At 64.7% G+C, this 23919-nt stretch carries 21 protein-coding genes and 1 pseudogene; 7 read left to right on the top strand and 15 right to left on the bottom strand.

The annotated features are described in order from the left end of the window. Positions 1 to 51: 51 nt before the first annotated feature. Genes G6N13_RS07300 through G6N13_RS07310 form a run of 3 tightly spaced genes read left to right on the top strand, consistent with a single transcriptional unit; the run spans position 52 to position 3193 of the window. Positions 52 to 252 (top strand): hypothetical protein, encoded by a 201-nt coding sequence (locus tag G6N13_RS07300; protein ID WP_163695787.1) that lies wholly within the window; start codon positions 52 to 54, stop codon positions 250 to 252. Positions 253 to 310: 58 nt separating this feature from the next. Next, a complete protein-coding gene (locus G6N13_RS07305) occupies positions 311 to 1957 on the top strand; it encodes a peptide chain release factor 3 (protein WP_163695790.1) in 1647 nt (548 codons plus the stop codon). Positions 1958 to 1987: 30 nt separating this feature from the next. Further along, positions 1988 to 3193 (top strand): FAD-dependent monooxygenase, encoded by a 1206-nt coding sequence (locus G6N13_RS07310; RefSeq protein WP_163695793.1) that lies wholly within the window; start codon positions 1988 to 1990, stop codon positions 3191 to 3193. Positions 3194 to 3460: 267 nt separating this feature from the next. Here G6N13_RS07310 and G6N13_RS07320 read toward each other — a convergent pair whose 3' ends face one another. Further along, a complete protein-coding gene (locus G6N13_RS07320; RefSeq protein WP_163695796.1) occupies positions 3461 to 4351 on the bottom strand; it encodes a DUF732 domain-containing protein in 891 nt (296 codons plus the stop codon). Between the two features lie 136 nt (positions 4352 to 4487). Between G6N13_RS07320 and G6N13_RS07325 the strand changes: the two genes are divergently transcribed. Further along, positions 4488 to 5519 carry a fused (3R)-hydroxyacyl-ACP dehydratase subunits HadA/HadB gene (locus G6N13_RS07325; protein ID WP_163695799.1) on the top strand — a complete coding sequence of 344 codons (1032 nt, stop codon included), beginning with the start codon at positions 4488 to 4490 and terminating at the stop codon, positions 5517 to 5519. On the opposite strand, the gene G6N13_RS07330 is transcribed toward G6N13_RS07325, so the two are convergent. From G6N13_RS07330 to G6N13_RS07345, 4 genes are read right to left on the bottom strand one after another with little or no spacing between them, the layout of a single operon-like run. Continuing rightward, complete coding sequence (locus G6N13_RS07330) at positions 5413 to 5712, bottom strand: EAL domain-containing protein (RefSeq protein ID WP_163701833.1); 300 nt, start codon at positions 5710 to 5712, stop codon at positions 5413 to 5415. The two genes, G6N13_RS07325 and G6N13_RS07330, sit on opposite strands and share 107 nt — an antisense overlap. Before the next feature lie 10 nt (positions 5713 to 5722). Then, complete coding sequence (locus G6N13_RS07335; protein WP_163695802.1) at positions 5723 to 7126, bottom strand: APC family permease; 1404 nt, start codon at positions 7124 to 7126, stop codon at positions 5723 to 5725. Between the two features lie 4 nt (positions 7127 to 7130). Beyond that, on the bottom strand, positions 7131 to 7958 hold the full coding sequence (locus G6N13_RS07340; RefSeq protein WP_163695804.1) for a universal stress protein: 828 nt from the start codon (positions 7956 to 7958) through the stop codon (positions 7131 to 7133). 31 nt (positions 7959 to 7989) lie between these two features. Continuing rightward, on the bottom strand, positions 7990 to 8247 hold the full coding sequence (locus G6N13_RS07345) for a hypothetical protein (protein WP_163695806.1): 258 nt from the start codon (positions 8245 to 8247) through the stop codon (positions 7990 to 7992). A gap of 485 nt (positions 8248 to 8732) precedes the next feature. Here G6N13_RS07345 and G6N13_RS07350 point away from each other — a divergent pair, with 485 nt between their 5' ends. Beyond that, positions 8733 to 9212 carry a hypothetical protein gene (locus G6N13_RS07350; protein ID WP_163695811.1) on the top strand — a complete coding sequence of 160 codons (480 nt, stop codon included), beginning with the start codon at positions 8733 to 8735 and terminating at the stop codon, positions 9210 to 9212. Positions 9213 to 9218: 6 nt separating this feature from the next. Here the strand turns inward: G6N13_RS07350 and G6N13_RS07355 are convergent, their stop codons facing one another. Together G6N13_RS07355 and G6N13_RS07360 are read right to left on the bottom strand one after the other, a co-directional pair. After that, positions 9219 to 12095: an MMPL/RND family transporter gene (locus G6N13_RS07355; protein WP_163695814.1), complete on the bottom strand. Its 2877-nt coding sequence runs from the start codon at positions 12093 to 12095 to the stop codon at positions 9219 to 9221. Continuing rightward, entirely contained in the window at positions 12092 to 12538 is a 447-nt protein-coding gene (locus tag G6N13_RS07360) for an MmpS family transport accessory protein (RefSeq protein ID WP_179965097.1), read from the bottom strand. The genes G6N13_RS07355 and G6N13_RS07360 overlap by 4 nt, the downstream gene beginning before the upstream one ends. A gap of 240 nt (positions 12539 to 12778) precedes the next feature. On the opposite strand from G6N13_RS07360, the gene G6N13_RS07365 reads away from it, so the two are divergent. Next, entirely contained in the window at positions 12779 to 14308 is a 1530-nt protein-coding gene (locus tag G6N13_RS07365) for a phospholipase D-like domain-containing protein (RefSeq protein WP_163695817.1), read from the top strand. Positions 14309 to 14411: 103 nt separating this feature from the next. Here the strand turns inward: G6N13_RS07365 and G6N13_RS07370 are convergent, their stop codons facing one another. The 6 genes and pseudogenes from G6N13_RS07370 to G6N13_RS07395 form a co-directional block, all read right to left on the bottom strand. Then, positions 14412 to 15494 carry a coiled-coil domain-containing protein gene (locus G6N13_RS07370; protein WP_163695819.1) on the bottom strand — a complete coding sequence of 361 codons (1083 nt, stop codon included), beginning with the start codon at positions 15492 to 15494 and terminating at the stop codon, positions 14412 to 14414. 114 nt (positions 15495 to 15608) lie between these two features. After that, a pseudogene (locus G6N13_RS07375) lies at positions 15609 to 16550 on the bottom strand (alpha/beta fold hydrolase); the annotation flags it as partial. A gap of 134 nt (positions 16551 to 16684) precedes the next feature. Next, a complete protein-coding gene (locus tag G6N13_RS07380; RefSeq protein WP_163695826.1) occupies positions 16685 to 18073 on the bottom strand; it encodes an oxygenase MpaB family protein in 1389 nt (462 codons plus the stop codon). 169 nt (positions 18074 to 18242) lie between these two features. Continuing rightward, positions 18243 to 18674, bottom strand: coding sequence for a pyridoxamine 5'-phosphate oxidase family protein (locus tag G6N13_RS07385; RefSeq protein ID WP_163695829.1), 432 nt, complete (start codon positions 18672 to 18674; stop codon positions 18243 to 18245). A 29-nt stretch (positions 18675 to 18703) separates the two neighbouring features. Then, positions 18704 to 19342, bottom strand: coding sequence for a CIA30 family protein (locus tag G6N13_RS07390; protein ID WP_163695832.1), 639 nt, complete (start codon positions 19340 to 19342; stop codon positions 18704 to 18706). Between the two features lie 153 nt (positions 19343 to 19495). Further along, entirely contained in the window at positions 19496 to 21109 is a 1614-nt protein-coding gene (locus G6N13_RS07395; RefSeq protein ID WP_163695835.1) for an arylsulfatase, read from the bottom strand. Between the two features lie 123 nt (positions 21110 to 21232). On the opposite strand from G6N13_RS07395, the gene G6N13_RS07400 reads away from it, so the two are divergent. Next, a complete protein-coding gene (locus G6N13_RS07400; RefSeq protein ID WP_235677957.1) occupies positions 21233 to 21589 on the top strand; it encodes a hypothetical protein in 357 nt (118 codons plus the stop codon). Between the two features lie 520 nt (positions 21590 to 22109). On the opposite strand, the gene G6N13_RS07405 is transcribed toward G6N13_RS07400, so the two are convergent. Both G6N13_RS07405 and G6N13_RS07410 read right to left on the bottom strand, forming a co-directional pair. Further along, positions 22110 to 22613 (bottom strand): DUF4334 domain-containing protein, encoded by a 504-nt coding sequence (locus tag G6N13_RS07405; RefSeq protein ID WP_163695842.1) that lies wholly within the window; start codon positions 22611 to 22613, stop codon positions 22110 to 22112. Further along, positions 22610 to 23863 carry an FAD-dependent monooxygenase gene (locus G6N13_RS07410; RefSeq protein WP_197746827.1) on the bottom strand — a complete coding sequence of 418 codons (1254 nt, stop codon included), beginning with the start codon at positions 23861 to 23863 and terminating at the stop codon, positions 22610 to 22612. Before G6N13_RS07410 ends, G6N13_RS07405 begins: the two co-directional genes overlap by 4 nt. Positions 23864 to 23919 lie beyond the last annotated feature (56 nt).

Genomic DNA, 23919 nt, shown 5'->3' on the forward strand with positions numbered 1-23919 from the left:
ATATCACGGTTTATCCCAATTGCGACATAGGCAACTTTGGCGACAGGCGCGATGGTTCGACACCCTTCTAGCGCCGACGTCTCGGCGCTGCTCGAAAACCACGGCATCGGGGCGATATCGACTCAGCACTCCAAGGGCCAAGGCATGGCCGTACCGATGGACCTCGTCATGAAGGCCTGGTCGGCCAACGAATACTGGTCCATCAGCGCCCAACTCATTCCCCCGACGGAAGCCACGACGACCGCGGGCTGAGCAGCTCGTTCGCACGATTAGAGGTTTTGCGTCGTCGGCAAATACGATCGATGACGCAATGACTGATCACGACCTGGATATCCGGACGCCCCCCACCGCGACAGCTGCGGCAAATCGTCTGGCGGCCGAAGCTGGCCGTCGGCGCACCTTCGCCGTCATCAGCCATCCCGACGCCGGTAAGTCGACGCTGACCGAGGCGCTGGTCCTGCACGCCCGGGTGATCACCCAGGCCGGAGCTATCCACGGCAAAGCCGGACGACGCGCCACGGTGTCGGACTGGATGGAGATGGAGCAGGCCAGGGGCATCTCCATCACCTCGACAGCCCTGCAGTTCCCCTACCACTCGCCGGAGGGGCAGGACTGCATCATCAACCTGCTCGACACCCCCGGCCACGCCGACTTCTCCGAAGACACCTACCGGGTACTCAGCGCCGTCGACTGCGCCGTCATGCTGATCGATGCCGCCAAGGGTCTGGAACCGCAGACCCTCAAGCTGTTCCAGGTGTGCAAGCACCGTGGCCTACCGATCCTCACCGTGATCAACAAGTGGGACCGGCCCGGCCGCCACGCACTGGAGCTGCTCGACGAGATCCACGATCGGATCGGGCTCAAACCCACCCCGCTGACCTGGCCGGTCGGCATCGCCGGCGACTTCAAGGGTGTCCTTGACCGCCGCACCGGCAACTTCATTCGCTTCACCCGCACCGCCGGCGGTGCCACCGCCGCACCCGAGGAGCACATCGCCCCTGAGCGCGCTCACGATGCCGCCGGCATCGACTGGGACAACGCGGTCGAAGAATGCGAGCTGCTGTCCTCCGACGATGGCGATCACGATCAGGAACTGTTTCTCCAGGGCGTGACGACGCCCGTCCTGTTCACTTCGGCCGCACTGAATTTCGGGGTGAACCAGCTCCTCGACAACCTGGTGCGGCTCGCTCCTGCGCCCAGCGGACAGGCCGACGTCGACGGCAGTGTCCGGCCGGTCGACGCACCGTTCAGCGCGTTCGTCTTCAAGGTTCAGGCGGGAATGGACTCCGCGCACCGCGACCGCATCGCCTACGCCCGGGTCTGCTCGGGGACATTCGAGCGCGGCGAAGTGCTGACCCATGCCGCCACCGGCAAGCCGTTCGTGACCAAGTACGCGCAGTCGGTGTTCGGGCAGCAGCGCTCGACACTGGACGACGCATGGCCCGGCGATGTGATCGGTCTGGCCAACGCGAATGTCCTCCGACCCGGTGACACGCTGTACCGCGATGTGCCCGTGCAGTTCCCGCCGATACCGAGCTTCTCCCCCGAGCACTTCTCCGTCGCCCGCGGCACCGATCCGAGTAAGCACAAGCAATTCCGCAAGGGCATCGAGCAATTGGAGCAAGAAGGCGTGGTGCAGGTTCTGCGCTCGAATAGGCGCGGCGACCAAGCGCCCGTGCTGGCCGCCGTCGGTCCGCTTCAGTTCGAGGTCACCAGCCATCGGATGGCCGCCGAATTCAATGCGCCCATCTCGCTGGAGGGGCTGCCCTACACCGTCGCCCGGGCCGTCGACCCCGACGATGCGGCCTTCGTCGAAAAGCAGGTGTCGATGGAGGTCCTCACCCGGACCGACGGCGTCATGCTGGCGCTGTTCACCACGAAGTGGCGGCTACAGGGCTTCCAGGAGGACAACCCGACGGTGCGGTTGCGTCCGCTGGTCGCCGCCGGCGACGACTGACCCAGCTGTTCGCTGCTACGTTGGACGGACATGAATCCTCACGCTGTGATCTCTGGAGCCGGGATCGGCGGTCCCACACTCGCCCACCACTTAGCTGAACGAGGATGGCGGACTACCGTCATCGAGCGTTTCCCTCAACGTCGCGACGAGGGGCAGAACATCGACGTCCGCGGTGCCGCCCGCGAGGTCGCGAGCCGCATGGGCATCGAAGAGGACATCCGCGCGGCGAACACCGGCGAAATCGGGATGCGTTTCCTGGGCGACGACGGATCCCCCGTTGCCTCGTTCCCCGTGAGTGTCGGCGGGCAGACCGACGGACCGACAGCCGAATTCGAGATCTTGCGCGGCGAGCTGTCCCGGATCCTGATCGAGCGCACCGGCGAGCGCACCGAATACCGATTCAACTCCCAGATAGCCAATCTCACCGACCACGGCACGCACGTGAGCGTCGAGGTGGATGACGGCACGACGATGGACGCCGATCTTGTCGTGATCGCCGAGGGATTGCATTCGCGTTCGCGGCGATTCGTCACGACCGCTGATGCGCAAGATCTGGGAATGTACATCGCCTACGCGACGCTGCCCCGTCGAGAATCCGACGACCAGTGGTGGGGCTGGCAGCACGTGGCCGAATCCCGCTCGGTGCACCTGCGGCCCGATAACCTCGGCACCACCCGCGCCATGTTGACCTTCATGTCGGATGTGCGCGGGCTCGACGACCTGCGCGTCGAGGACCAGGTCGCCATTCTGCGAAAGACGTTCGCCGATGTCGGTGGCCTGGCACCGCGCATCCTGGGCGACCTGGACCAGCGCCGATCGCTGTACTTCTCCGCAGTCGGCACCATGCTCGCGCCGGTCTGGAGCAAGGGCCGCATCGCCTTGCTGGGCGATGCGGCCTTCTGCCCGGGCACCTTCGGTGGCGGCGGGACCAGCCTTGCCATGGTCGGGGCTTACGTCCTGGCCGGCGAATTGTCTCGCACCGTCGACACCGGCACCGCCCTGGCCCGCTACGAAGAGTTCATGCGCGCCAAGGTCGTCGACGCGTCACCGGTCATTCGGCGAAGTGTGCTCAGACGAGCCAACCCGCGAACGCGGTTCGGCGTCCGGGCAGTCCGCGCTGCGGCACGAGTCGTGGCCAGCCCTGCCGGCCAGGCCGCCACAAAGGTGCTCGGCAATCGATTCACCACCGGCGCCGCGGACGGTTTGCGTCTGCCTGAGTACCCTCCGGTGGCCTAGCCGTTCGCGATGGCCAGGCCCGCCGTTACCTCGCGCGACACGTAGACGGCCTGCTTGGCCACCACCGCCGGCGAGATCTTTTGGTCCGCGGGTACGAAGCTGGCCATGTCGGTGTCCATGAAGCCGAGATGCAGTGCGCCAACGTGAATTCCCCTGGGCGCTGCTCGGTCATCGAAGTCTCCCTTTTCACAGTTCTATTGGCGATCTCAAGATCTGATGCAGACAACCCTCAACGCGGCTGAGTTAATTCAGCTATACCCCGCTGGGCTACCGGCCGAGCCGCACTTGAACGCCGTGCGATCGCAGTTGTTCGAACGAGTAGCTGAATTCTCCTCGGCGGCCGACGGATACGACGTAGACGTCCTGGCCCTCGGTGATCGGGAAGGTGAACGAAAAAGTGCACGTGCCGCTATCGCCGGTCCCGGGGCCCAACGATGTCGAGGTGAGGACTTCGCCCTTGCCGTTCTTGACGGTCACCGGCGTACTCGACCCAACATCGGCATACCCGTCCGTTCCGTGGCAGGTTTGCCCGCTGACTTCGACCGCACCCGTGCCGACGCTGTCGGTCAACACGAAAATGCCTGAAATCTTCGCTGATTCGAGAATGCGGAAGCCCTGGTTGAACTGCGGGCAGAACGCGTCGACGGCGATCCTGTCGGCCAGCAGACCCTGCTGCGGCCCGCCGTGTTCGAGCTGAGTGCAGACGTCATGCCCGTGGGCGACCGCGTTGGCCTGCGAAGTGAATTGATTCATCACCCCCGCGGTTTCCAGCGCCTGGACGTAGTCGAGATCCGGCGGTCGTCCCGGCCCGTGGTGCGCCCACAGCAGTGCGCCGAGCACCGCACCGGCCATGACGATCACCGCCGTGGTCACCCCGGTCGCCAGCCAGGTCGACCGGATGCTCGATCGGGGGGCGGGCACGTGGACGTAGGCCGGCAGCATCTGACCGCCGGTGGGATCGCTGGATTCGGCCCGGCCGTTGCGCACCCGCTGGGTCGGACGGCCGGCGACGTAGTACCGCCCCTCGTGACGTCCAGTCGGATCGGGGCGCCATCCGGTCAGGGCGATCGGCGTGGTCACCCCGCCACAGCGCGCGCATGTGCCACTGCCGTCGAGACCCGCCCCGCAGTAGGGGCAGGCCGTTGGCGCTCCGGTCATCGCTCACCCCAACCGCCGTAAGCTCGCATCCCTTGAGATAGCCGAATCGTATCGGCGTGTATTGACCTGGTGTAGGCGCGTTAGTGTGCTTTGGTCGGCTTCCGTGAACCAGCCGATAGAAAAGTTGAGTCAATTCATGACTGCACCAGCAGATTCCTCGCCGCTTGAAGCTCGGGTCGGCCACTATTACCAGATGGCTGGCACCTACCTGGTCGGCCGGGAGAAGCTGCGCGAATATGCCCGCGCTGTGCAGGACTACCACCCCGCGCACTGGGACGTCGCCGCTGCCGCTGAGCTGGGCTATTCGGATGTCATCGCGCCGCTGACGTTCACCTCGGCGCCGGGCATGCAGTGCAATCGCCGGATGTTCGAAGAGATCGTCGTCGGCTACGACACCTATCTGCAGACCGAAGAGGTGTTCGAACAGCACCGCCCGATCGTGGCCGGTGACGAGTTGGTCATCGACGTCGAGCTGACATCGGTGCGCCGGACCGCGGGCCGGGACTTTATCACCGTCACCAACACCTTCACCGATGCCGACGGCGAGCGGGTGCACACGCTGCACACCACGGTCGTCGGCGTGACCGGCGAGGACATCGACGCCGGAGTGAAGGCGGCCGTGCAGAAGGCGATGATGCACGACATGAACATCCTCGACATTCCCGGGTCGGATGGCGCGTACCAGAAGGAGCTGCGGCCGGCGGGCGAGATCCGGATCTCCGAGGGTGGGTTGACCCGTCCGCCGGGTACGCCGTTCTTCGAGGACGTGAACGTAGGCGACGAGTTGGCGGTGCACCACACCCGGCTATCGCGCGGGGATTTGGTGAACTACGCCGGCGTGGCCGGCGACGCCAACCCGATTCACTGGGACGAGGACATCGCCAAGCTGGCCGGGCTGCCCGATGTGATCGCCCACGGAATGCTCACGATGGGCTTGGGCGCGGGATTTCACTCCACCTGGTCGGGCGACCCCGGTGCGGTGAGCCGCTTCGCGGTGCGGCTGTCCCAGCCCGCCGTCGTCTCGGCCAAAGAGGGCGCCGACATCGAATTCAGCGGCAAGGTCAAATCGCTGGATCCGGAAACGCGTTCGGGCGTCGTTCTTGTCGGCGCGAAGTCCGACGGCCGCAAGATCTTCGGACTAGCGACGATGACCGTTCGGTTCCGCTGAGAGCCAACGTCCGATTCCCTGCGGATCTCAGCGGACCGATCTGTCCGGCACCCTCCGCCAGGGAGATAGTCTTCTCGGCGGGGATCTCCTCATCGCCAACCCGCCAGCGGACCCGCGCTTCAAGACCGAAACATGCTCCGGTAGAAGAGTTTACGACCGGCTGGTAGGCAATTCGAAATTCCGATCGCGCGATAGCGCCGGCGTCATTCCTGCCCGTGCTTGATGTGGGGTACGGGTGTGCCTTCCTCGGCGAGCGTCGCTTCCTCGATGCGCATCGTCAGCGGGTCACGGAAGCCCTTGGTGAGCACGAGCAGCACCACGATCCCGATCCCCAGCCAGATCCCCCCGTAGAGCAGCGCATCGAAATGCAGGTTGACCCACAGCGCCCCGGTCAACAACATGCCGATCGCCGGCAGGACGATGTTGGTGAAGATCTCCTTGGGCGTGCGCCGCTTCTCGAGCCGGAAGGCGAAAAACACGATGATCGTCAGGTTCACCACGGTGAAGGCGATGAGCGCGCCGAAGTTGATCATCGATGACGCGAACTCGAGGGTGAACTTCACCGCCAGCAGCGAGACGATGCCGACGATCACGACGGCGTGGGTCGGCGTCAGAAAGCTTGGGTGGATGTAGGAGAGGAAGCGGCCGAATCGCCCCTTCCCGTTGCGGCCCATCACGTAGATCATCCGCGCCACGCTTGCATGCGAGGCGAGACTCGACGCGACGACCGCGGCCAGAGCCGCCGAGACAAAGAAAACCTTGAAGAGCATGCCGCCGATCTTGAACGCCATCTCGGGCAGTGTGTCGTCGGTGGTTTCGAAACCGTCGAGGGTCGGGAAGACCGACTGGCTGAACCAGGCCGCGGCGAAGAAGATGGCACCACCGATGAGCAACGCCAGCACGATCGCCCTGGGCACGAGATCCGGTGATTTCGCTTCCTCGGCGTACATCGTGATGGCGTCGAAGCCGATGAACGAGAAGCACACGACGGTCGCGCCGGCGATCACCGCCTGCATCTCGACGCCCTGGTGGACGAGGGGGTCGAGGGTGAAGATCGTGCCGTGGCCGACGCCCTTGCTCAATGCCACCGATGCCAGCACCAGGAAAGCCCCGATGAGGACCACCTGGAAGACCACCAGGATGCCGTTGACCCGCGACGTGCCCTTCATGCTCAGGTAGTTCAGGGCAGTGATCCCACCGACGTAGCCGAGGACAAACAGCCATGACGGCGCCGACGGGAAGAACGATTCGAAGTAGATGCGCGCGATCACAGCGTTGACCATCGGCAGCAACAGGTAGTCCAACAGTGAGGACCAGCCGACGACGAAGCCGAAGTTCGGGTGGATCGTCTCGGATGCGTAGGTGTAGGCCGATCCCGCCGAGGGATACACGCGGGTCATCCGGCCGTAGCTGATCGCGGTGAACACCATCGCGACGAGGGCGACGATATAGGCCAGGGGCACTACCCCGTTCGTCTCCCCCGACACGATCCCGAACGTGTCGAAGACCGTCATCGGTGTCATATAGCCCAGGCCCAGGCCGACGATGGCCCACAGACCCAGGGACCTCGACAAGTGCGACTTGGCCGGGGAAGTGCTCGTAGACATGGGTTTAGCCTTCCTGACGGGGGACGACCACGAGTGGGACGTGCAAGACCCGCAGCATCTTTGCCGCCGTCGAGCCGAGGAACAGCCGTCTGGGCTGAGCCAGCCGGCTGGAACCGACCATGATGAGATCGCCGTCGCGCCAGTCGAGTTTCTCTACGGCCGCCTCAACCGTGGCACCGTCGGCGACCAGCACCGAGACCGGGAACCCTTCGGGCAGTTCCGACTTGGCGGTCGCCAGGGTTTCGGCGGCGTGATCGAGGGCCCCTTGCTGCGAGCCGAACTCGTCGAGAGGGACCAGGGAGACCAACCGCAGGGGGCCACCCGCCGCGGTGCTGACGCGCACCGCCAAGTCGAGCAGATGCTCGGCACCCGGGCGCATGCCCACCGCGCAGGTGACACTGCGGACCCGTTCGACGTCCGAATGCCGGATGCCCCGCGGTGCGACGACCACGGGTACCGGAGCCGAATGCAGCAGCTCGTTGACGACCGAGCCCAGCGAGAATCCGCCGACCAGGCCCCCGCCGGCTCCGCCGACCACGATCGCCGCCGCGCCCAACCGCTCGGCCTCCGCGCTGATGCCCTCGGCGAAGGATTCGTGAAAACTCACGTGCGTGTGTGCGGTGACACCCTCAGGCACGGATTTCAGCGCCACGTCCAGCCACTGTTCGGCTTGTTCGCCGAGTTCACCCTGATATTCCATGTTCAGGGGAACAGGCACAGGCAGCACCGCGCAGATGTCCAGTTCGGCGTCGAATGTTCTGGCCAACCGCACGGCCAGGGCCAGGGCGTCGGCACCACCCGGGGTGGCCAGGTACCCGATGAGGAGTCTCACTGGGTAAAATTAACCGAACTGCCGACAATATTCAGAAGTTTCGTGCGTTGGCGTCCGCCGAATTCGAAATGGTATGTGCAGCAGCATCTTTCACCGATAACCCGGGGAACGCACGCATCACCGCGACGGTTGCCGCCGCACCGTTGAGCACCAGCCTCGGCGCGATGATACCGATAATAGGTTCGATCGTCGCGAGCAACACGGGCAGGTCGAAGCCAAGATAGGTGACCGCCCAGAAGGTGCCGGCCAGGGTTCCCCGCAACCGGGGCGCAGACACGGTCTCCACCATCGACCAGCCCCTCTCGCAGGCAAAGACCGTAGGCGATACCCAGCCACGAGCGTGACAGCCAGGAAGGCGACCAACGACGGTGTGGGCCCCACTGCGGCGACAGCGCCGTTTCCTATTGCGACCGCCCGACGAAGACTCCCGCCTGATCGTGCCGGCCAACCTCGTGGCAAACAGCACCGCAGGCAACACGGCCCGTCCGAGCGGCGACGGCCGGTCGTCCGTCTGCGCCATCGGTTGTTGCCACCAGGCTGGTGAAAAATTGCTACCCGAGCTACAGCCGTTCCGCCCCCGCATTCCAGTGCAGATTGACTGGGCGTGCTGCCTACTCGTGACCATGCGGTTCGAGGGGGCGCCGGCGGTCCTACCGTATCGACAAGCGCCACATCGCATCGGACGGGCGCATCGTGTGGGGTGCCCTGACCGGGAAGATTACTTAGATCCGGTAGCGTTTCAGCGCGAGCGCACACCGATCAAAGGAGCACCGCGTGAATCTCGGCCCGTGGGGTGACCTCACCATCTTTGCCGGCATGATGGCCATCGTTTTCGCCACCTGTGTGTTCGTCTACATCACCCGGCTGGAGCGACGGACCTCCCACCCAATGGGTGAGCAGGTGGGCGCCCATAAGGCTGTGCTGGCCAAAATCCGCAAGCGCGAGCCGCTGACGCGTGACGAATTCGACTATGCCTCCGAATTGGTCGCCGATGCGCGGTCCCCGCTGGCGTACGCGATCCCGGCGGCGTTGTTTACCACCGGATTCTTCTACGTGGTCGGCTGCCTGTTCATGTTGCACCTCAACGGCGGCCACCCTTCATTCCGCACCTTCATCGGCGGCATTCCGATGCTGACGTCGATGAACATCGCCGCCCAGTTGCGCCGGGTCGCGGGGATCAAACGCAAGCTGACTGACATCCCGGTGCTCGAGTCGGAGTCGACGGAGCCGCTCACTGCCGTTGGCAGCAAGTAACTTTCACTACTCCTGCGACTTCGCCACCGGGTCGCCGTCCTCCCACAACAGCAACTGACGGACCGATTGCCGGGTTCCGTACGCCCGCAGCATCGAGCTGGCGGGGCGTTGCCGCACCTTCAGCGGCCACCAGAACCAGCGGCCCAGCAGGGCCGCGACGGCCGGGGTCATGAAGGACCGCACGATCAGGGTGTCAAACAGCAGACCGAGGGCGATCGTCGTCCCGATCTGACCGAGAATCCGCAAGTCAGCGAAGATGAACGATGCCATCGTCGCCGCGAACACCAGACCGGCAGCCGTGACCACCGCGCCCGAACCGGCCATCGCCCGGATGATCCCGGTGTTCAGCCCCGCATGGATCTCTTCCTGGAACCGGGATATCAGCAGCAGGTTGTAATCCGACCCGACCGCCAACAGCAGGATGATGGCCAGCGCCAACACGATCCAGTACAGATGGATCCCGAAGATGTCCTGCCAGATCAACACCGACAGCCCGAACGAGGCGCCCAACGACAGCGCCACGGTGCCCACGATGACGAATGCGGCGACGATGCTTCGGGTGATGAACATCATGACGAGCAAGATCAGGCTCAGCGCGGCGATCCCGGCGATCATCAGGTCGTACTTCGCGCCGTCCTGGATATCCTTATAGGTGGCGGCGGTACCGGCAATGAAAATCTTGGACCCGGCCAGCGGTGTGCCCTTGACGGCTTCCTGCGCGGCATTGCGTATCGAGTCGATGTGCGAAATGCCTTCGGGCGTAGCCGGATCACCGTCATGGGTGATGATCATCCGGGCAGCCTTACCGTCTGGTGACATGAACAACCGCATGCCACGCTGGAATTCGGGGTTGGTGAACGCCTCGGGCGGCAGGTAGAACGTGTCGTCGGTCTTGGAGGCATCAAAAGCCTGGCCCAGCGCGGTCGAGTTCTGCAGGGCCGCCTGCGCCTGATCGTTGATGCCCGAGTTGGTGGCGTAGTTGGTCAGCGTCAGATCCCGGTTGGTCTGCTGGCTCTTGATCTGCGGCGGAATCAGCGCGAGCAGTTTCGGTTGCAGCGCATCGAGTTTCGCGATACTTCCCGCGACATTGCCTAGTTGATCGGTCAGGGCGTCAATGCCGTCGAGCGCATCGAACAACGAGCGCACCGCAGCGCACACCGGGATGTCGTAACAGTGCGGCTCCCAATAGAAGTAGTTGCGCAGCGGGCGGAAGAAGTCGTCGAAATTGGCGATCTTGTTGCGCAGGTCCTGGGCCGTGGTGACGGTGTCCTGGAATGCCTTGGTCTGCTCGTCGGTGACTTCGCCCGACTGCTGCTGCAGTGCGTACTGCTGGCGCAGAATGTCGATCGAGGTGTTGATCACGCCCACCTGCTTGAGCAGGTCGGCGCTGCGGGCCTGCTGGAACGGCAGATTGTTGATCTGCCCAAGGCTGCCGGCGCTGACTTGGAACGGAATCGACGTGTGGTCCAGGGGCGTGCCCAGCGGACGGGTGATCGACTGCACCTGGGCGATGCCCGGGGTGTGGAAGACTGCCTTGGCGACGCGCTCCAGGAGGATCATGTCGGTGGAATTGCGGAGATCGTGGTCGGCCTCGATCATCAGCAATTCGGGATTGAGCCGAGCCTGCGAGAAGTGCCGTTCGGCGGCGGTGTAGCCGACATTGGCCGGGGCACTGGCCGGCATGTACCCCCGGGCGTCGTAACTGGTTTTGTACGCCGGCAGCGCGATCAGACCGATCAGGGCGATCCCGACCGTCACCACCAGGATGGGCCCGGGCCAGCGCACGATGGCCGTCCCGATCCGTCGCCAACCCTGGGTCCGCATCGGGCGGGCGGGCTCGAACAAGCCGAAGTGGCGGCCGATGAGCAACAGGGCCGGCGCCAACGTGAGCGCCGCCACCACGGCGACCATGACACCGATCCCGGCCGGCACCCCAAGGCTGTTGAAATACGGCAGCCGGGTGAACGTCAGGCACAACACCGCGCCGGCGATCGTCAGGCCCGAGCCCAAGATGATGTGCGAAGTGCCTTGGTACATCGTGTTGTACGCGGTGACCCGGTCCTGTCCGACATAACGCGCTTCGTGGAAGCGACCGAGGAGAAAGATCGCGTAGTCGGTGCCCGCGGCGATCACCAACAGGGTCAGCAGGTTGGTCGAGTACGTCGAGAGCTCGATGATTCCGGCGTCGGCGAGCACAGCGACCGATCCGCGAGACGCGGTCAGTTCGATCATCACCGTGAAGATGACGAAGAAGACCGTGGTGAGGCGGCGGTAGAGGACGAACAGCATCACCGCGATCACCCCGAGGGTGATCAGCGTCGTTTTCAGGGTGCCATGGCGTCCGACCTCGAATTGGTCGGTGACCAGAGGTGCAGCGCCGGTGACATACGCCCGGACGCCGGGTGGCGGCGGACTGTTGTTGACGATGTCGCGCACCGAGTCGACGGACTCGTTGGCCAGCGACTCACCCTGGTTACCGGCGAGATACAGCTGCACCAGCGCCGCTTTACCGTCGGCGCTCTGCGAGCCGGCCGCCGTGAGCGGATCTCCCCAGAAGTCCTGGATGTGCTGGACATGCTTGGTGTCTTGTTGGAGCTTCTTGATCAGCCCGTCGTAGTAGTGGTGAGCGTCGGCCCCCAGCGGCTGATCGCCTTCCAGAACGATCATCGCCGAGCTGTCGGAGTCGAACTCGCCGAACACCTTGCCGATCCGCTTGGCGGCCTGCAACGAAGGCGAATCCTGCGGGCTCAGTGAGACGTTGTGCTTTTCGGCGACGGTCTCCAGCTGCGGAACGAAGACATTCGTGACCACCGCCAGGCCGAGCCAGAACAGTGCGATGACGACCGAGAATCGCCGGATGAAATCCGCGACACGCTGGGTCATCCGGACTTGTCCAGGCAATAGGTGAAGGCGTTGAGGGTGTTCACGGTGCGCTCGTCTTTGACGACGTCATCGATCTTGATGCGGCAGCCGATCGAGTCGCCGTCACCCTGCGCGGAGACGTTGACGAAGACGGCCGGCTGGGTGGTGGTCGTGTCGTAGGCCCACGGCAGCGTGACATTGTCGGCGCGCTGGGGTTGAGCGTTGACGTCGGTGTAGGTGACGGTGGCGATCGTGCCGGGCGGCCCGAAAACCTCCATGACCACGTGCTTCGGGTTGAACGGGACGATGTCGTTGCCGGCGCCGCTAGGTGTGGAGGTGACATCCTCGGAGCCGAAGATGCCGTGCAGGCGGTAGACCGCAAAGCCGGCCACCGCGACCACGACTACCGCAACCAGCAGCATCCATCGCTTGCCGATTCGGTGCCCGATCGAAATCCGCTGCATCCGTGACCCTTTCATGAGCGGCGACAGGCGCTGACGGTGGCGAAGCTTCCGTAGGGGAGCTAATCAACTTTGTTGACAGTACGACACGGGACCGTACTCCACAACACTGAGAACCGGCGTGGGTGCAGGCGCTGCCGGTGGCCACGGGGGCCCGGTGGCAACCGGGGAACTCGCGCCAGCGCCTGGCTGACCGTAGTCGACATCACGCGAGCGGTCGGGGGATAGGGAAAGATCGCAACCGTGGACCCTAGCGATTCAGCAGACGACGGTGCGCTACTGGTGCCCGGAGACACCTGCTGGCGCTCGGCGAAGGCGGATCGCTTCGCAACGATCATCGACGGCGCCGACTACCTGCGGCATGTGAAGGCCGCCATGCTGGGTGCTCGCCATCGGATCGTCGTGATCGGCTGGGACCTGGATTTCCGCACCACCTTCGAGCGTGGCGAGCAGACGCTGGAAGGGCCGAATCAACTTGGCCTCTTCCTGCACTGGCTGCTGTGGCGGCGGCGCGGGTTGAAGGTGTATCTGTTGAAGTCCAACCTTCGTCTGCTCCCGGCGTTCGACGGCTTCTGGTTCGGCATCGCGCCGGTGAGTTTGTTGAACCAATTCAGCTCGGCACGTCTGCATTTCGCTGTCGATGGCGCCCACCCCACAGGCGCGGTACACCACCAGAAGATCGTGGTCGTGGACGACACGATGGCGTTCTGCGGAGGCATGGATCTGACGCTCGGACGTTGGGATACCTCGGAGCACCTACCCATCGATCGGCGCCGCAATGGGCCGGGGGATCCCTACGGGCCCCGCCACGAGGTCGTCGCTGCGGTGGACGGCGTTGCCGCGGAAGTGCTCGCCGCGCAGGCGCAGGATCGGTGGGAGGCGGCGACCGGGGAGGTTCTATCGTCGCTCAGTGCTTCGGCACCGGCCTGGCCGGACGGGCTGGAACCTACGCTGCGCAACGTCGAGATCGGGGTGGCACGCACGCTGCCCATGCTGTCTGGGCGCAGCGAGGTCCGCGAGGTCGAGGCGCTCGATCTGGCGGCAATCCGCGCCGCGCGCGATCTGATCTACCTGGAGAACCAATACTTCGCGGCGCGCGGTATCGCTGAGGCGATCGCGGCGCGGCTGCGCGAGCCCGACGGTCCCGCGGTCGTGATCATTCTGCCGCGAAGCTCCGAGAGCCGGTTGGAGCAGGAGTCGATGGACAGCGCGCGGCAGCTGCTGTTCCGGATGCTCAAAGAAGCGGACTCGTATGACCGGCTCGGCGTGTATTGGCCGGTCGCCGGTAAGGGCGTGTCGGTCTACGTGCATTCCAAGGTCATCGTGATCGACGGCCGGCTGCTGCGCATCGGTTCGTCGAACTTCAACAACAGGTCGCTGGGTTTCGACAGCGAATGCGATATCGCGCTTGACGCTGGGGGCGCACAAGCCGACTCCGCTGCGGTCACGCGCGAAATCCTCTGGGTGCGAGACAGTCTCGTCTCGGAGCATTTGGGTGTATCGGTTGAGGAGTTCCGGGATTCAATGGAGTCCGGCGGGACCTTCCTGTCTGCTGTCGAAGCATTGCGCGGCACCGGGCGCTCGCTGCGCGCACTGACCGACACTATGGTGGCCGCGGACGCGAGTCCCTTTGCGGAGAACGACCTGATGGATCCTGACCACGTGCCGCCATCCCTTGCGGAGAGTGCGTTCAAGCTCGCCGAGTCGGTGGTGCTCTGGCCCTTCCGGCACACGATTATCGGGACGCTGTACCGGAAACTTCGCGGTTCGTGAAGTCGGGCCTGCGGCCCAGAATACCTCGAGCACGTCGCTGGTTACTTCTTTGTGGGTACCCGCGGGGTCGCCTGATCGATCGAATGCGCGGCCGCTGAAACCATTACCGGCCGTTGGTCGCTGCGCCCCGTGGCGTCGTGGTGACGTGAACGTGGTCGAAGTGCCCGTAGCCCGATCCTGCTGGTCCGCCCGGCGTGTAGTACGTGCCGCGCCAGATCGCATCCTGCAAGCCGAATCTGCCCGCGTTGCTCATCACGAACGCGAGAATCGCGTCCCCCAGCGCGATGCCCTCGGGGGTCCCAGAATTCGGGACCATCACATCGATCGCCAGGCCGCTCGGATGCCACGGCTTCGGATCGGGCCGGACGCCGTCGATCTCGGCGATTTGGGGGAACTGCGCACTGATGGCGCGGGCCGCGATGACGGTGTTGGCCTGCAGCCCAGCCTCATTCGCGACTCCGACCGGCAACGCCTCCGGGATGTCGGCGGGCATCGCCGCGAGCGGAGGACCGGATACGTCGCCGGGCGGTTGTGCCGCCGATACCGCTGCCGCCGCGATATCGACCACCGCCTGCTGCTGCGGCGTCAGCGCCGCATATTGCGCCTCGGCGGCCAGGATCTGACGCCGCAAGTCACTCCATTTGGCCTCCAAATCTGCGCGCACCGATGCGGCTCGCTCGGCTGCGACACGAGCCTCAGCGGCCGACAGCTCTGAAGCGCTAGCGGCAGCAGCGGCGCGATCCCTCGCTGCCCTGAGTGCCTTCATCTGATCGGCCGCCATACCGGCGATCGCCTTCTGCAAAGACAGCCGGTCGATCAGATCTTGTGGGGAGGTTGCGCTCAGCACCGCCACGAACTGGCCAGTACCTCCACTCATATAGGTGATCGCCGCGAGCTGACCGACCTCAGCTTGATGCGGGCCAAGCTCGGCGTTCGCGGCGTCGACGGCTGCCATGTCCGCGCGATGACGCTCCTCGGCCACCGCCTGATCGGCCAGCCTGCGGTCGACATCGCGCTGAGCAGCGCTCACAGCCTCGCGTGTCTGCACCGCCTCACGAGACAGCTCGTTGAGCTGGGCCAGCGCGTCAGACGCTGGGTCCGCCCAGCCGTTCTGCACTATCGACGCAGCTAGCACCGCGACCCCGGTCGCCAGACTTACCGCTGTTCGCCGAAGTGTGTGGCGCACCGCGATCCTTCGCTGTAGGGGTCTGCTATGGCCGTACGTGCCTGCGACAGGCTACGAAGTGGGTCCTTCGATGTCTAGTTGGCCGGCATCCGGCCCCGGACTGCGCTGCCGGGCGTCCGCTCGGTCGCCGATGAACTCCACCCCGGCGTCGATAGCAGGGCGGTGACGCAGAACTCGGTAATGGGCCAGTCGGCCGAGCCCCTTTGTGGTCAGCAATTGGGCGCCCTGCCATGACTTGGCCAGACGCACGCTGGCGGCATACGGGCTGTCTGGATCGTCGGGGTCATGGATGAGAAGCAGCGGCGGGTAGTTGGCTCGTCGACCGACCCGGGTCATATTCGTCTCATGCAGCGGCATGGCGATCCGTTTTTCCAAACGACGGCGGAGGCCCGCGCGGATCCGCCGGCCGAAACCATGGCGTGCGGCGAACAGGTCCAGGTAGAGCGGAAAATCTCCCATGGTCGCGAAGAAGACCAGGCGTCCTACCGGTGCGCCATCTGCTGCCGCCAATGCGGTCGCGTTCGCGCCGAGTGAGTGCGCGACCACCGCATGGGCGGACCCATGGGTCTCGATCATGGCCGCTATCGCGGCGGCACACTCTGCGGATGTGGTGCGCCCGGGAGCGAGCGCACCCGGGTCGGACTCGTGATGGCTGGGCAAGTCGAACGCAACGACCCGATAGCCGGCCGCCACGAGCGGCTTGACGAACATGGCCAGATGCGGGCGCTGCCCGCCCCAGCCGTGCACCAGGTATACCGGCGGCCCCTCGCCCCATTCCTCACCAGCGATCCGGTGCCCATCCCAGTACGCCACAATCGGCGTGCCTGGGGATACACCCGGCGGCAGGCGCAGGCTCGACTCGAGAACCGTTGGGGTGCACCATAACTCGACCGCCCACCGCGATCCCAACCAAGGCGCCAGCCGCTCGAGCAGCGCGAACCGCCGCTGCACTCGGTCCTCGACCGGAGGAAGAATTCCAGAGCCAACGACATCGAGCGGGGGGACCTCGCCGGTCTGCCCAGGCGTCGACGCCGGTTGAGGTGCTCCATCAATCATGAACTTCGATCGTAGTACTGGCCAGCCGGCCGTCTCCGCTGGCGCTACCCGGCCCGAATCGCGGGCATGCCAGGTGGGCTTCCGTTCTGGTCAGCGCTTCGCGCGCGGGTGGTCTGAACCGCCCCGGCGGCGAGCTAGCCGGTAAACCCCTCGCCCTTTGTCGAACGGTCGTGGTGGGAGTAGGTCAGCGAGATTTGCTTGCCGCGGGCAACCTTGCTGAGCATGGCGATCCGCTCGCGCGCGGCGGCACCGCTCTTCTTCCTGCGCTCACGGATGGGGTTGGACCACGGCAGCTTGTCGGCCACCCTCGCGATACCAACGTTGAGCTTCGTGAGATAAGTAAAGATGTGAACGCGGCGTTCGAAGTTGTAGCCGAGCGGCTCAAACAGCGTGCCCGCCACCATGGCCTCGATCTGCTGGTACCCAAACACAACCCCTGCCGGCGCAAGGGCGACGCTGGCAGTGATCTGGTTGACGTGGCGGGCCACAATTTTCTTGACGGGCCCGGGTAGCGCCTCCGTCAGCGTCGTCAGGTGCACGGGACCGGCGATGGCATCGACGAGTGGAGCACGCCACGGGGATGGGTTACCTCCCCTGGCCAGAACATAATTCAGCGATTTGATCAGCTCGATGCCGGTGGGTGAGCGGAGCGGTTCAGGGGCTCCCCACAACCGCCCGGAGAACGAGGAATACTCGGCGAGGTCCTCGAGCTGTTGCGGGGTCAGCGTGCGACCGAAGGCATGGTCGACGAGACGTCCGAGCAGCATGCCGCTGCCGAACCCCAGCAACGACGTCGTGGGAATCGGCTCGCCGAACTTGAGATAGACGTCGTCACCCCATTTCTTTCGCAGGCCGCGGCTGGCCAGTGCGTGCATCAACCGCACGCGCACCACGTCTTGGAAGGCTTCCGAATCACGGTCGAAGATGTCTGGCAGGGTGAATTCTGCGAATACTCGTGCGGTTTCGATGAATCGGCGTGGGCCGTCGTCGGCGAATCGGCCGGTGGCGCCCGTAGCGGCGGAGATATCCCCGGTCATCGCGGTCTCGTAGAACGCCCACCCCCGGATGATCGTCGTTGCGGCGAACGTGCTCGATATCGCCAGCATTCGGCCGCGTTCGGCGGCGACAAGATCGAACTGAGCGGGCAGCTGATCCAGGTGCTCGAAGAGCTCAACGAGCTCCCGTGGCGGATCCGTGAGCGTGTCGATGCCCTGGGTCAACGCCTGCTCGAACAGCCCGCGGCCCTGCTCATAACCGAGGCGCTCGAACGCCTCGACCACACCGATCATGAGTTCGTCACGTTGCCAGAAATAGTCGTCCCGGATGCGGGTGAGATCGCTGGGCTCGACTTCTTTGTCGATATCGATCCACTCACCGAAGATGAACTCGCGCATACCACGCCATTGGTCGGCGAAGTGGTCGCGACCTGGCGGGATGGGCCGCAGCGGCCGGTCGGGGTGGTCACGTCGATTGAAGTCGACGTCCTCAAGTAGTAACTGCGGACGCTGGCCGGTCACCGTCATGAAGCGACGTTATCGCGGCCGGGATCATCTGGCAACGACCGTTGTCAATTGGTGCGGACTATTACCTCTGTCCTGTGCCGATCACCCGACCCCAAGCGGCCCGGCGGTAGTGGCAAACGACAACGGACCGAGGTCGCAGCGGGATCACCTCCGCGAGGGGTGACCGCAGCTAACCCTGTTGCGGCGAGTAATCCCACGACAGTGTTCTGACGGGGGTCATGCGGATGTAGGCGGCGCCCGGTCTGGGTTCGGTGGGCCAATCGGACTCCGGCACGCCCCGCGCCCGAGCACCTTGCCTTGAGAGCTCAAGTGCTTCGGTTGATTCGCGAACGATACGGGCGAGACCTTGGAGCAGCACTCCCCGGATATCGGCCATGGTAGAGCCGTCTTCGAGCAAGACACTCACATGCGGGTTGCTTTCGACGTTGGCAACTTTGCGAGTCCCATCACGCACTCCCATGACGATGTCGCGGCCAAGGCGGAAGTATCCGAGGGGTACCGAGTGCGGAAATCCGTCCTTGTCGATGGTGCTCAGGACCGCCCAGCCCGGGCGGCTATCCAAATACGCCGCAACTTCGTCATCAGTGAGTTTTCTTGGCATGACAAGAGTTTAGGCGCCGCGCGGATTCTTCAACTTGACGTGTCGATGTCACTGACGACGAGTGTGAACGGGCCTTCCTGCTTGTCGAGGATGTAGATCCCGACCCGGCTGATGGTTGAGGGGTCCAGAGGCGGCGCAAGTACGGGATCGAGGAACATGCCCGCCGGCTGAAAGCCGCTGACCGGCAGGTCGTAGGTTCTTCGGACGCCGGGGTCGGTCGAGAAGCGCTGGATGTAGGACCAGGGCTGTCCCGTCTCCACCTTCACCACGTAGGTCTTGCCGTCGCCCAGTGCGCGCACACTCAGCGACGTCGCACCGCTTGCCCGGTGCCCGATCTCTGGATCGACGGGACCGCGGGCCGAGGCGAATCCGCCGTTGTTGTCCAGCGAGATGTTGCCCGAGAACATGAGGCCACCCTCACCGAATGCGACCGCCGAGGTCGACCGGCCACCCATGACGGGATCATTGACCGTTGTCCAGGCGGCCACCTCAGCGGGATCACCGAGGTCGACGAGAACGGCTGGGGCGCCGGGGCGAGGAGCGGTCGCCGTGGTCGTCGGTTCGTCCGCCCGGGCGATCTGACCCGTGCTCCCGCCAGCCACGATCAGTGCTGCCAAGCACATAATCGCCGGACCATTCCGCGCCCGCCAACGTTGATCACTGCTCATCACCCCAATGTAGGGACGCGGTGGGTCATATGGACGAACAACGGGCCGACCATGTTCCTGTCGTGCCCGCAATGCCGATCTTATGGTCGACGCGCGATCCCGCGATCGGTCAGTCGGTGGGCGTCGCGCAGATGTCGATCCGCACGTGCGCGGTCACAGCGCCTCCGCGTCGACCTCGAAGAGCGACACTGGCCCGAGGATCACGCCGTTCTCCTCCACATAGCGGTCCCACAGCTCCAACAAGTCGGCCAGTTTGTCGGGTTGGGAAGCAGCCAGGTCGTCAACCTCGCCGGGATCTCGTGAGAGGTCATAGAGCTGCCAGGTGCCCGGGCCGTAGGGCGCGGGCAAGTGCAGTGCCTTCCAATCGCCCTGGCGAATAGCGCGGCGGCCGAACAACTCCCACCCGGTACCGGTGTGGGCATCGTGCACCATGTCCGTCTGTCCGGACAGGTAGGGCACCATCGATCGGCCGCGCATCGGCTCGACCTCCCTGCCCTGGTATTCGGTACCGGGATGCTCGACGCCGGCGAGCTCCAGCACGGTCGGGGCGATGTCCATGACGGTGGTGAACGCGGTGCCGATCTCCCCCTGCCGGGAAAAGCCCGGCCAGGTGACGAAGCCCACCACCCGGATACCGCCCTCGCTGGTGAAGGCTTTGTGCAGCCGCGACGGCGCGGTGGCGGCCTGCGCCCAACGCGGCCCGTACCAGGTGTAGGAGGTGGGACCGCCGAGGTTCTCCAGGCTGTTGTCGCAATGCTTCGCGACGAATGCGGCGATTCCGGCGCCGCGCAGCGGCATAGCCTCGACGATCGTTCCCTCCGCGCCGTTGTCCGACAGAAAGATCACAACCGTGTTGTCGAGCTCGCCGGTTCTGTCGAGGTAGTCGATCACCCGCCCGATGTTCCAGTCCATCCTGTCCACCATGGCGGCGTATACCTCCATGGTGCGGGCCGATACGGCACGGTCCGCGTCGGTCATGTCCGCCCATTCGGGGGCGCCGTCAGCTACCACCGGGTGCGGTTCGATGTCGGGTGGGCACAGGCCCATTCGTGTGAGTGCCGCCAGCCGTTGCTCGCGCAGTGCGTCCGGTCCGCCGTCGTAGCGGCCGTGATACTCGGCGATGGTTTCCCAGGGGGCCTGCAGCGGCCAGTGCGGCGCCTGGAAGGGCAGGTAGGCGAAGAAGGGCTGGTCCTCTTCGCGCTGGGGACGTTCGCGCAGGTACTGCAGCAGCTTGTCGGTATAGGTGTCCGACGAGTAGAAGTCCTCCCCTACCGTGACGAACTGATCGTCTTCGGTGAATATCGTCGGCACGGCGGAGAATCCGCCGCCCGAGCGGGTGCCGTAATGGCTGGCTCCGGCCGGCAACAGGGCGAAGGAGCGGTCGAATCCCCGTGCCCACGGGGACCTGTCGATGGTGCTGCCCAGATGCCACTTACCCGCCATGAGCGTCTGGTAACCGGCGTCGCGCAGCAGTTCCGGCAGCGCCACGACCCGGTCGTTCAGATACCCCTCGTAGCCGGGGGCGCCGCGGAAGTCCGGGGCGGCCATCTCGAGCATGGTGCCGATTCCGGCGACGTGGTGATCTGTTCCGGTCAGCAACATCGCCCGTGTCGGCGAACAGGCCGGGGCGGAATGGAAATCGGTGAGCCTGATACCCCTGTGGGCCAGTCGATCCAGGTTGGGGGTGTTGATTTCGCCGCCGAAGGCGCCGATGTCGGAGAACCCGAGATCGTCGGCCACGATGACCAGGAAATTGGGGCGCGTCACGCTGAAGAATCCTGTCACGGCCCACCACCAGACCCGCCGTTAAATGGCTTTTTCACCTGCGTCACCATCTGCACGCCGCGCTGCCTGTGGTTTGGGAATTCTGCCAGGTCTAGCGTGGGCGAAATGGGTTTGTTCAGTCATGAGGAGTTCCCGGATCCGGCCGACGGCGTTGGTGGTGGGGTTGTTGAGCGAGCTCGGGGTGCCCAGGTGGGCGAGTACGGGGTGGATGAACGTGTGGTCGTGGGTCCGGGGTTGCCGCCTGAGGATGGTTCGTGCGGTCAGTTCGCTGTGCAGTTTCACGTGTCTACGTCAATGCTGGTCGGGCTGAAACGTATTGCGGATATGCGTGGGGTCAGCGTGCCAGAGGTATGCCGGCAGGTGATCGGCGTATTTGTTGCCCAGCAGGAGGGTGAGCTGGGCGCATTGCTCGCCGCCGAGGCCGAGGCGGCTGATTACCGGCCGAGTTTGGGTGAGGCGTAGTCAGGCTGAATCGCCCAATGGCACATCAGATTCCCTCCGACCGGATTGTAGAAGCCCGGACGCCGGATATCTCCGGATCGAGGCCCTGCTCACCGTCACCGCGGGTGACGACATGCGCACCGTCATCTACGGATGGGACGGCGAGAGTGCCGACGGGCCGACCTGCGGAACGCCCAGCGCGTCGGCGATCCGATGTGGGTTCTCGGATTCTGTGTCATCTTGCGATGCATTGAACAGCGGCGATGCGAGGTGTCTCGGATCTTGTCGTCGATGATTCATCTCAGATTCCCGTCATTTCCTCAGGCCGCGTGATAGCCGAGTTCTACGCCTGCCAGAGCGGCGACCGCCGTTGACTTGAGGCAGTGCCATTCCGTCACATGACACACGCCGTCAACCAGGCAAACCCGGGTCGACGCGGTGGGTGAGCGAGTGCTCGTCGCCGAACCGCCGGGACCAGTACCGAGGTGGTGCGGTGGCATCGACTGCACATAGAAATGTGGTGTGCCCTCGGTTGGATACGTCAGTTCGCTTGTGAGAGTGTGAAGAACGCGCTCGTTTCTTGGCCGATTACCGCTGCGGCTCCGAGGATGGTGTGCTCGTCGATGCGGCGCAGGTAGTCAATGACGGGTTCACGGAGATAAATGATGGCGGCGCTGACGGTGCCGCGGTATTCGACCATCCGCATGCACGCGACGGGATCGGTGACTTCGACCCGTGACCGGACAGCTGCCACATCGGGAACACCTTCGGCGATGGCCTCGGCGATTCCGGCGGGGTCGGCGGCGAACAACTCGCCGCTATCCGCGCGGTAGAGCAAGGTGTCGACGTGGTCGTCATCGGTGAAGCGCATCCCGTACCAACCCGCGCTCACGAGTGGAGGTGTCGGCTGGTTGTCGACGCGGACGTGGCGGGCTCTCCACAGTCCGATCATCTCGGCGGTGTGGACCGGGGGCAGTTCGGTGAACATCGCCTCAATCTCAGACGCCGTATAGGGTTCGCCGGCACTGAAAGACGACGATGTCATGCGTTCACCTCCGCTCGGGTGGCGGCGGCGATGTCTGTGCCGCGGATGCGCATCATGGGTAGCTTGCTCATCGCCCTGTTCACGACTGGTGCCACGACTGATGAGCGGCGGGCGGCCATCATGGCGCGGCGCGCCAGGATGCCTGCCTGGTTGGACGGGGTGAACAGGCTGGAGGCTTTGGTGCCCATGCTCTGAAAATTGTTGGTGTAGTGGCGCAGTCGCTGTTCCCAGTCGGTCAGAGCGTCTTCGAGGTTGCCGGTGTGTTCTTCGAACACAGTACCGAGTAGTTCACCTCCGGCCAGTCCGGTGGAGGAACCCATACCGGAGTACAGGGTCGGGCACCACGCGGAGTCACCGACCAGGACTACCCGACCGCGGTGCCAACTGTCGAGATGGGGCTGCTCGACCGAATCGAACAGATAGGTGTCGGCTGCCGCGAAGTCGTCGATCACCTCGGCGAGGATCTCACCGTAGGGCGGCGGGCCGTACACGGCACGGATCCGTTCGGCGGGGGTCTGGGTGAACTCAGCGTCGACGTCGTCGGTGCGGTACGAGAACAGCGCAGTAGGCAGGTGGTCTTTGAACGGGTAGACGATCATCGAACGGCCCGGCTCGTTGAGCATCGCGCCGTCACCGATGCGCATGGTCGCCGGCGTCTTGGGCAGTTCAAAAGCCGCGATCATGTAGTTGAGCCGACGCAGATAGCGCTCGTGCGGGCCGAACACCAACGACCGCACCGTAGAACGCACGCCGTCGGCACCGACCACCAAATCAAAGTGCTCGGTGGTATCGGCCTCCGCAACCAGATCGTGCAACGTCACGTCGACCCCATCAGAGTCCTGGTCGATCTTGGTCGGCACCGTGGAGTACCGGACCTCGACATCCTTGGGCAGCGCGGTGAACAGAGCCTGCTCGACATCGCCGCGCAGCATCAGCTCGGGCTTGGGTGTGACCGGCAAGTCGAAAAGGTTGATGCCCTTGCGCCTCTTGCCGGATCGCTCGATCTCGTACATGACACTGTCGCCTGTCGGAGTGCGGTCAGGCAGGGCGTCATAGATGCCCAGCCGTTTGGCGGCTGCCTGCCCGACGCCGAACGTGGCGATGAAATATCCACCGGTCCGCCGGCCAGGTGCACGTTCCACGACCACCGTCTCCCAGCCCAGCCCACGCAACCGGATCGCGGTGGCCATCCCGCTGATCCCCAAGCCCACGACCAACACGCGGCCCGGCGCAATCCCTGTCACGCCCATGTCATCCCTCTTTCACTTCGGTTCACAATGGCGGTGGTGCCGCACAATAAGATGTA

Source organism: Mycolicibacterium sarraceniae, from assembly GCF_010731875.1.
Classification (GTDB): Bacteria; Actinomycetota; Actinomycetes; order Mycobacteriales; family Mycobacteriaceae; genus Mycobacterium; species Mycobacterium sarraceniae.